This is a genomic window from Geodermatophilus sp. SYSU D00696 (assembly GCF_054050235.1).
In genome coordinates this window covers 1-8,113 of sequence record NZ_JBJGYY010000069.1, presented here as the reverse complement: position 1 = coordinate 8,113, position 8,113 = coordinate 1, and the positions used below count along the sequence as shown (strand labels likewise).

Sequence of the window (8,113 nt, the reverse complement as noted above, 5' to 3'; positions counted from 1 at the left end):
CGGCCCACGTCAGCCCCCCGCGCAGGGCGGCAACCCCCCCGGCGGGGGGGCCGCCCGCCGGGTGGAAGTTGTTGGAGGACGCCCGACGATCAGGTCACCTGATCCCGGCGGGACACCCTCACGGGCGGCGCAGGACCCGCAGCAGCCAGACGCAGCGCGGCGGCACCTCGATGGCCCCGGGCGCGACGACGGCCGGCCGCGGCGGCGTCCCGGTGGCGTACTCGGTGCTCACGACGAGCTCGTAGCCGTCGGCCCACGGCGCCCCGGGCAGGTGCACGGTCACCGGGTCGGGCCCGGCGTGCAGCTGCACGAGGTAGGAGTCGTCGACCACCGGCCGCCCGCGCTCGTCGCGGTGCCGGATCGCGCGGCCGTCGAGGTACATGCCGACCGTCTGCAGGCCGGCGTCGAACCAGTCCGCCGTGGTCAGCTGCCCGCCGGCGGGAGCGAACCAGGCCACGTCCCGCGTGCCGCCGGTGGCCGGGATCTCGTGCCCCTCGAAGAAGGCCTCCTGCCGCAGCACCGGGGAGTCGCGGCGCACCCGCACCAGCCGGCGGACGAAGTCCAGCAGGTCCCCGTCGACGCCGTCCCAGTCGATCCAGGAGACCTCGTTGTCCTGGCAGTAGGCGTTGTTGTTGCCGCCCTGGCTGCGGCCGAGCTCGTCGCCCGCGGTCAGCATCGGGACGCCGGTGGACAGCAGCAGCGTGGCCAGGTGGTTGCGCACCTGGCGGGCCCGCAGCGCCTGCACCGCGGGGTCGTCGGTGGGCCCCTCGACGCCGCAGTTCCAGTTGCGGTTGTGGCTCTCGCCGTCCCGGTTGTCCTCGCCGTTGGCCTCGTTGCGCTTGCGCTCGTAGGTGACCAGGTCGGCGAGGGTGAACCCGTCGTGGGCGGTGACGAAGTTGATGCTGGCGAACGGGCGCCGGCCGTCGGAGCGGTACAGGTCCGAGGAGCCGGTCAGCCGGTAGGCCAGGTCACGGACGCCGACGTGCGCGCCGGACCAGACGTCACGCACGGTGTCGCGGTACCGCCCGTTCCACTCGGTCCACAGCGGCGGGAAGTTGCCCACCTGGTAGCCGCCCTCGCCGATGTCCCACGGCTCGGCGATCAGCTTGACCTGGCTGACCACCGGGTCCTGGTGGACGACGTCGAAGAACGCCGAGAGCCGGTCGACGTCGTGCATCGAGCGGGCGAGCGCCGCGGCCAGGTCGAAACGGAACCCGTCGACGTGCATCTCGGTCACCCAGTACCGCAGCGAGTCCATGAGCATCGCCAGCACCTGCGGCCGGCGGACGTCGAGGGTGTTCCCGCAGCCGGTGTAGTCGGTGTAGCGGGCCGGGTTGGCGCCGTCGAGCCGGTAGTAGCCGGGGTTGTCGATGCCCCGCAGCGACAGCGTCGGGCCGGTGGCGTCGCCCTCGGCGGTGTGGTTGTAGACGACGTCGAGGACGACCTCGATCCCGGCCTGGTGCAGCGCCTTCACCATCGCCTTGAACTCGGTGACCTGCGCCCCGCCCGAGCCCGCCGAGCTGTAGGCGGCGTGCGGGGCGAAGTAGGCGAGGGAGTTGTAGCCCCAGTAGTTGGTCAGCCCGCGGCGCAGCAGGTGCGGCTCGCTGACGAAGTGGTGCACCGGCAGCAGCTCCACGGCGGTGACGCCGAGCGACTGCAGGTGCGCGACGAACGCCGGGTGCGCCAGGCCCGCGTAGGTGCCGCGCAGCGCCGGCGGGACCTCGGGGTGGCGCATGGTCGCGCCCTTGACGTGCACCTCGTAGATGACGGTGTCCGACCACGGGGTGTTCGGCCGCCGGTCGCCGTCCCACGGGAAGGAGTCGTGGACGACGACGCCGCGCGGCACGAACGGCGCGGAGTCGCGGCCGTCGGGCGTGCCGGCGTCGACGCCGTCGGCGCGGTGGCCGAACAGCGCCGGGTCGAGGGTCAGCTCGCCGTCGACGGCGCGGGTGTAGGGATCCAGCAGCAGCTTGGCGGGGTTCCACCGCGCGCCGGCGCCGGGGTGGTAGGGGCCGTGCACCCGGTAGCCGTAGCGCTGGCCGGGGGCGACGCCGGGCAGCCGGCCGTGCCACACCTGGTGGGTGGTCTCCTGCAGCCGGTGGCGGTGCTCGGCGCCGTCGGGGTCGAACAGGCACAGGTCGACGGCGGTGGCGCCGGCCGACCACACCGCGAAGTTGGTGCCGGTGCCGTCCCAGTGCGCACCGAGGGGCGCGGGGGAGCCCGGCCACACGGCGGCGTCCTCGGGATTCCTCACCCGGCGATACTGCACGGTCCGCCTGTCGGGCGGAGGGATCAGGGGAGTTGGTTGGATGGGGTCGTGTCGAGCAGCGCCGCGTCCCCCGGGCCCGCCGGAGCCGAGCCCGTCGTCGAGATGCGGGGGGTGGACGTCGTCCGCGGGGGCTCGTACCTGCTGCGCGGGATCGACTGGACCGTCCTGCCCGACCAGCGCTGGGTGGTCCTCGGGCCCAACGGCGCGGGCAAGACCACGCTGCTGCAGCTCGCCGGCGCGCACATGCACCCGACCCGCGGCGAGGTGCGGCTGCTCGGCGAGACGATGGGCGCGGTCGACGTCTTCGAGCTGCGCCCGCGGATCGGGCTGACCAGCGCCGCGCTGGCCCAGCGGATCGAGCCGGGGGAGCGCACCGGCGACGTCGTCCTGTCGGCCGGGTACGCCGTCGTCGGGCGGGGCCGGGAGCGCTACGACATCCACGACCTCAGCCGGGCGGCGCTGCTCATGCAGCAGTGGGGGGTGCAGGCGATCGCCCACCGCCCGTTCGGCACGCTCAGCGAAGGGGAGCGCAAGCGGACGCAGATCGCCCGCGCGCTCATGCCCGACCCGGAGCTGCTGCTGCTCGACGAGCCCGGTGCCGGCCTCGACCTCGGCGGCCGGGAGGACCTCGTCAGCCGGCTGTCCGACCTCGCCCGCTACCTCTACGCCCCGGCGCAGGTGCTGGTCACCCACCACGTCGAGGAGATCCCGCCGGGCTACACCCACGCGCTGCTGCTGCGCGAGGGCGCGGTGGTCGCCTCCGGCCCGCTGGCGCAGGTGATCACCGGCGCGGCGCTGTCGCAGACCTTCGGCCTGCCGTTGCGGCTCGAGCGCTCCGACGGCCGGTTCACCGCCCGCCGCGGCCCGGCCGCTGGCTAGGGTGCCCGGCATGGCAGCAGCACCCCGGTCCGTGACCCTGTCGGTGGACGACGGCGTCGGCACGATCCGCCTCGACCGCCCGAAGATGAACGCGATCGACGAGCAGCTCTACACCGAGGTGCGGACCGCGGCCCTCGAGGCCGGTGAGCGGGCCGACGTGCGCGCCGTCGTCCTCTACGGCGGCGAGCGGGTGTTCGCCGCCGGCGCTGACATCAAGGCCATGTCGCAGCTCGACGGCCGGTCGATGGTGGCCTGGGGCCGGGAGCTGACCAACAGCTTCACCACGGTCGCCCGCATCCCCAAGCCGGTCATCGCCGCGATCACCGGCTACGCCCTGGGCGGTGGCTACGAGCTCGCGCTGTGCGCGGACTTCCGGGTCATGGGGGCGGGCGCGAAGGTCGGGCAGCCGGAGATCCTGCTCGGCGTCATCCCCGGGGCCGGCGGCACCCAGCGGCTCGCCCGCCTGGTCGGCCCGGCGAAGGCCAAGGACCTGGTGTTCACCGGCCGGCACGTGGGCGCGGAGGAGGCCCTGGAGCTGGGCCTGGCCGACGCGGTCGTCCCCGACGCCGAGGTGTACGACACGGCGGTGGCGATGGCGCGCAAGTTCGCGGCGGGCCCGCCGCTGGCGCTGGCCGCGGCCAAGCGCGCGGTCGACGAGGGGCTCGACCTGCCGCTGCAGGGCGGGCTGGAGCTGGAGAGCCGGCTGTTCGCCGAGCTGTTCGACACCGAGGACCAGAAGGCCGGCATGCGCTCGTTCCTCGAGCAGGGCCCCGGGAAGGCGACGTTCAGCGGGCGCTGACCGTGACGGGCAGTCCGGGCCGGACCCCCGGCGCCGCCCTGCGCCTGGCCGGCGTGACGAGCGCTCCTGCCCTCGACGGGGTCGACCTCGACGTCGCCGCCGGTGAGCTGGTCGCCCTGCTCGACCCCGCCGGCACGCACGGGCGGGCGGTGCTCGACGTCGTCGCCGGGGTCGCGCGCCCTGACCCCGGGCAGGTGGTCCTCGCCGGGCGGGACGTGACCGGGACGCCCGCGGCCGAGCGCGCGGTCGCTCGGGTCACGGCTGACCCCGGCCCCGCGCGGTTCCGCACCGTCGCCGCCTCCGCCGTGCCGCGCCGGGGCGCCGACGCGGAGGCGGCGGGGCGGGCCGCCGGGCTGCTCGGCCTCGTCGGGCTCGCGGGGCGCGCCGGTGAGCGGGTGCGCCGGCTGTCCCCGCACGACCGGCTGCGCCTGGCCCTCGTGCGGGCCCTCACCGGCGACCCGCAGGTGCTGCTGCTCGACGAGCCGTTCGCCCGCTGCGGCGGCGCCACCCAGCGGGCGCTGCGGGAGGAGCTCCGCCGGCTGCAGCTCCGCGCGGGCGTGACGACCCTGCTCGCCACCTCCGACGCGGCCGAGGCGCTGGCCGTCGCCGACCGCGTCGCCGTGCTGCGCGACGGCCGCGTGGAGCAGGTGGGCACCCCCGACGAGCTCTACCAGCGGCCGGCGACGGTGTTCGTGGCCGAGTCGGCCGGCACGGTGAACCGCATCCCGGCCGTGCTCGGCGACGGCGACGTCGAGTTCCTCGGCGTCCGCCGGGAGGTCCTGGGCGCGCCGCCACCGCCGGGTCCGGCGACCGCGCTGGTGCGGCCGGAGGCGCTGGAGGTGAGCGCCGACCGGCGGGGCGCGGGCCGGGTCGTCACCCGGACCTTCACCGGGGTCACCTCCCGGCTGGCGGTGGCGCTGCCCGACGGTCTCGAGGTGCAGGCCGACGTCCCGAGCGCGACCAGCCGGGACCTGCTCCCGGGGACGCCGGTGACCGTGACGCCGGCGGAGCACCCGGTGCTGGTCACGGTGCGGTCGCCGGACTGACCGCCGGGGTGCACGAGGATGGGCCGGTGAGCAGCCCCGACCTCCTCGACGTCGACCGTTCCGACCCCGCCGGGCGGGCGTGGGTGGACCGCGCCGTGGCCGTCGTCGAGGCCGACGCGCTGCGCAGCGCCGACACCCACCTGCTGGTCTACCCGCTGCCGCCGGCGTGGGGCGTCGAGCTCTACCTCAAGGACGAGTCCACGCACCCGACCGGCAGCCTCAAGCACCGGCTGGCCCGCTCGCTGTTCCTGCACGCGCTGTGCTCGGGCTGGATCACCGAGGGCAGCCCCGTCGTCGAGGCCTCGAGCGGGTCGACGGCGGTGAGCGAGGCGTACTTCGCGCGGATGCTGGGCCTGCCGTTCGTGGCAGTCATGCCGGCCTCGACCAGCCCGGAGAAGGTGGCGCTCATCGAGTTCCACGGCGGCCGGTGCCACTTCGTCGAGCGGGCGCCGGAGATGTACGACGAGGCCCGCCGGCTGGCCGCCGAGTGCGGCGGCCACTACCTCGACCAGTTCACCCACGCCGAGCGGGCCACCGACTGGCGGGGCAACAACACCATCGCCGAGTCGGTGTTCGAGCAGTTGGCCCTCGAGCGCCACCCCGTCCCCGAGTGGGTCGTCGTCGGCGCCGGGACCGGCGGCACCAGCGCCACCTTCGGCCGCTACCTGCGCTACCGCCGGCACCGCACCCGGCTGGCCGTCGTCGACCCGGAGAACTCCGCCTTCTTCCCCGGTTGGGTGGACGACGAGCCCGCGTGGACCACCGGCTCGCCCTCGCGGATCGAGGGCATCGGCCGGCCGCGGGTGGAGCCCTCGTTCCTCCCCACGGTGGTCGACCGGATGATCCGCGTCCCCGACGCCGCGTCGCTGGCCGCGGTCCACCACCTGGAGCGGGCGACCGGACGGCGGGCCGGCGGCTCCACCGGCACCAACCTGTGGGGGGCGTTCCGGCTGGTGGCCGAGATGGTGGCCGCCGGGCGCACCGGCAGCGTCGTCACACTGCTCTGCGACGGCGGCGAGCGGTACGCGCACACCTACCACTCCGACGCCTGGGTGGCCGCCCAGGGACTCGACCTCGCCCCCCACACCGAGGTGCTAAAGGAGTTCTCCGCGACCGGCCGGTGGACCGGGTGACCGGGGTCACCGGCACCCCGGCACGCCGCCCCGTTACCCGGCAGTAGCCTCCACTATCGGAGCCAGGCGGGCCCACGTGCCCGCGTCCCCCCAAGACCGATCGCGGAGGTAGGTCTGGCGATGAACATCGTCGTTCTGGTCAAGCAGGTACCCGACTCCGGCACCCAGCGCTCGCTGGACCCGTCGGACAACACCGTCGCCCGCGCCACCGCGGACAACGTCATCAACGAGATCGACGAGTACGCCATCGAGGAGGCCCTCCAGGTCAAGGAGGCCCAGGGCGGCGAGGTCACCATCCTGACCGTCGGCCCGGCCTCGGCCACCGACGCGATCCGCAAGGCGCTGTCGATGGGCGCGGACAAGGCCGTGCACGTCGTCGACGACGCCATCCACGGCTCGTGCGCCATCCAGACCTCCGGCATCCTCGCCGCGGCGCTGCAGCAGCTGGACTACGACCTGGTCCTGACCGGCGCCACGTCCACCGACGGCCAGGTCGCGGTCATGCCCGCGCTGCTGTCGGAGCGGCTGGGCATCCCGCAGCTGTCGGGCGCGCAGAAGCTCACCGTCGAGGGCTCCACGGTCAAGGTGGAGCGGCAGACCGACGGCGGCTTCTGGGCGCTGGAGGCCCCGCTGCCGGCCATCGTGTCCACCTGGGACACCATCAACGAGCCGCGCTACCCCTCGTTCAAGGGGATCATGGCCGCGAAGAAGAAGCCGGTCGAGACCAAGTCGCTGGCCGACCTGGGCATCGACCCCTCCACCGTGGGCCTGGCCACCGCCACCAGCGCCGTCGTCGACTTCTCCGGCCGCCCGCCCAAGGGCGAGGGCGTCAAGGTCACCGACGAGGGCGACGGCGCGGAGAAGCTCGTGGGCTTCCTGGCCGAGCAGAAGCTCGTCTGACCCGGCCCGGATCGCAGCGAAGAGGAGACTGAACACCCATGGCAGAGGTCCTGGTCCTCGTCGAGCTGAACCCGGCCGACGGCACCGTCCGCAAGACGACTCTGGAGGCGCTCACCGCCGCCCGCGCGCTCGGTGAGGTCTCGGCGGTCGTCGCCGGGGGCCCCGGGGTCGCCGCCGGCGCCCGCGATCGGCTCGCCGAGTACGGCGCGGCGAAGGTCTACGCCGCCGAGTCCCCCGAGATCGACGAGTACCTCGTCGCGCCCAAGGCCGAGGTGCTCGCGCAGCTGGTGCAGCAGGTGTCGCCGGCCGCCGTCGTCATCCCCTCCTCCCCGGAGGGCCGGGAGGTCGCCGGCCGGCTGGCGCTCAAGACCGGCAGCGGCTTCCTCACCGACGTCACCGAGATCGCACCCGACGGCACCGCCACCCAGGTGATCTTCGCCGGCGGGCAGATCGTGCACTCCAAGGTGACGGTCGGCACGCCGATCTACACCCTGCGCGGCAACTCGGTCGCCCCCGAGCCGGCCCCCGCCGCCGGCGAGACGGTCCCGGTCGAGGTCTCGATCTCCGAGCAGGCCAAGCAGACCCGGGTGGTCGACCGGGTCGTCGAGCAGAAGAGCAACCGGCCCGAGCTGACCGAGGCCGCGATCGTGGTCTCCGGTGGCCGCGGGGTCGGCAGCGCGGACAACTTCGCGCTGATCGAGGCCCTGGCCGACTCCCTCGGCGGCGCCGTCGGTGCCTCGCGGGCCGCGGTCGACTCCGGCTTCTACCCGCACAGCTTCCAGGTCGGGCAGACCGGCAAGACCGTCTCGCCGCAGCTCTACATCGCCGTCGGCATCTCCGGTGCCATCCAGCACCGCGCCGGCATGCAGACCAGCAAGACCATCGTGGCCGTCAACAAGGACCCCGAGGCCCCGATCTTCGAGCTGGCCGACTTCGGTGTCGTCGGTGACCTGTTCCAGGTCGCCCCCAAGGCCACCGAGCTGATCAAGGCCCGCCGGTAGCAGCACCAGCACGTCGTGGGGGCGGGCGGCGGGGGGGGGGGGGGCCGCGGGGGGGGGTCCCCCGACCCCCCCCGCCGCGCGCGGCG

7 protein-coding genes are annotated in these 8,113 nt (G+C 74.7%); 6 read left to right on the top strand and 1 reads right to left on the bottom strand.

Annotated features, from left to right (window positions below; translation table 11 throughout):
* Positions 1-118: 118 nt before the first annotated feature.
* Positions 119-2,254, bottom strand: coding sequence for a glycogen debranching protein GlgX (gene glgX / locus ACI79O_RS23905; RefSeq protein ID WP_456893427.1), 2,136 nt, complete (start codon positions 2,252-2,254; stop codon positions 119-121).
* A gap of 63 nt (positions 2,255-2,317) precedes the next feature.
* Here glgX and ACI79O_RS23900 point away from each other — a divergent pair, with 63 nt between their 5' ends.
* The 6 genes from ACI79O_RS23900 (at position 2,318) to ACI79O_RS23875 (ending at position 8,027) form a co-directional block, all read left to right on the top strand.
* Complete coding sequence (locus ACI79O_RS23900) at positions 2,318-3,148, top strand: ABC transporter ATP-binding protein (RefSeq protein ID WP_456893429.1); 831 nt, start codon at positions 2,318-2,320, stop codon at positions 3,146-3,148.
* A 10-nt stretch (positions 3,149-3,158) separates the two neighbouring features.
* Positions 3,159-3,947 (top strand): enoyl-CoA hydratase/isomerase family protein, encoded by a 789-nt coding sequence (locus ACI79O_RS23895; protein WP_456915364.1) that lies wholly within the window; start codon positions 3,159-3,161, stop codon positions 3,945-3,947.
* Between the two features lie 2 nt (positions 3,948-3,949).
* On the top strand, positions 3,950-4,993 hold the full coding sequence (locus tag ACI79O_RS23890) for an ABC transporter ATP-binding protein (RefSeq protein WP_456893433.1): 1,044 nt from the start codon (positions 3,950-3,952) through the stop codon (positions 4,991-4,993).
* A gap of 26 nt (positions 4,994-5,019) precedes the next feature.
* Positions 5,020-6,126, top strand: coding sequence for an L-cysteine desulfhydrase Cds1 (gene cds1 / locus ACI79O_RS23885; protein ID WP_456893434.1), 1,107 nt, complete (start codon positions 5,020-5,022; stop codon positions 6,124-6,126).
* A gap of 120 nt (positions 6,127-6,246) precedes the next feature.
* Positions 6,247-7,026 carry an electron transfer flavoprotein subunit beta/FixA family protein gene (locus tag ACI79O_RS23880; protein ID WP_456877291.1) on the top strand — a complete coding sequence of 260 codons (780 nt, stop codon included), beginning with the start codon at positions 6,247-6,249 and terminating at the stop codon, positions 7,024-7,026.
* 38 nt (positions 7,027-7,064) lie between these two features.
* Positions 7,065-8,027, top strand: a complete 963-nt coding sequence (locus tag ACI79O_RS23875; RefSeq protein ID WP_456893436.1) for an electron transfer flavoprotein subunit alpha/FixB family protein — start codon at positions 7,065-7,067, stop codon at positions 8,025-8,027.
* Positions 8,028-8,113 lie beyond the last annotated feature (86 nt).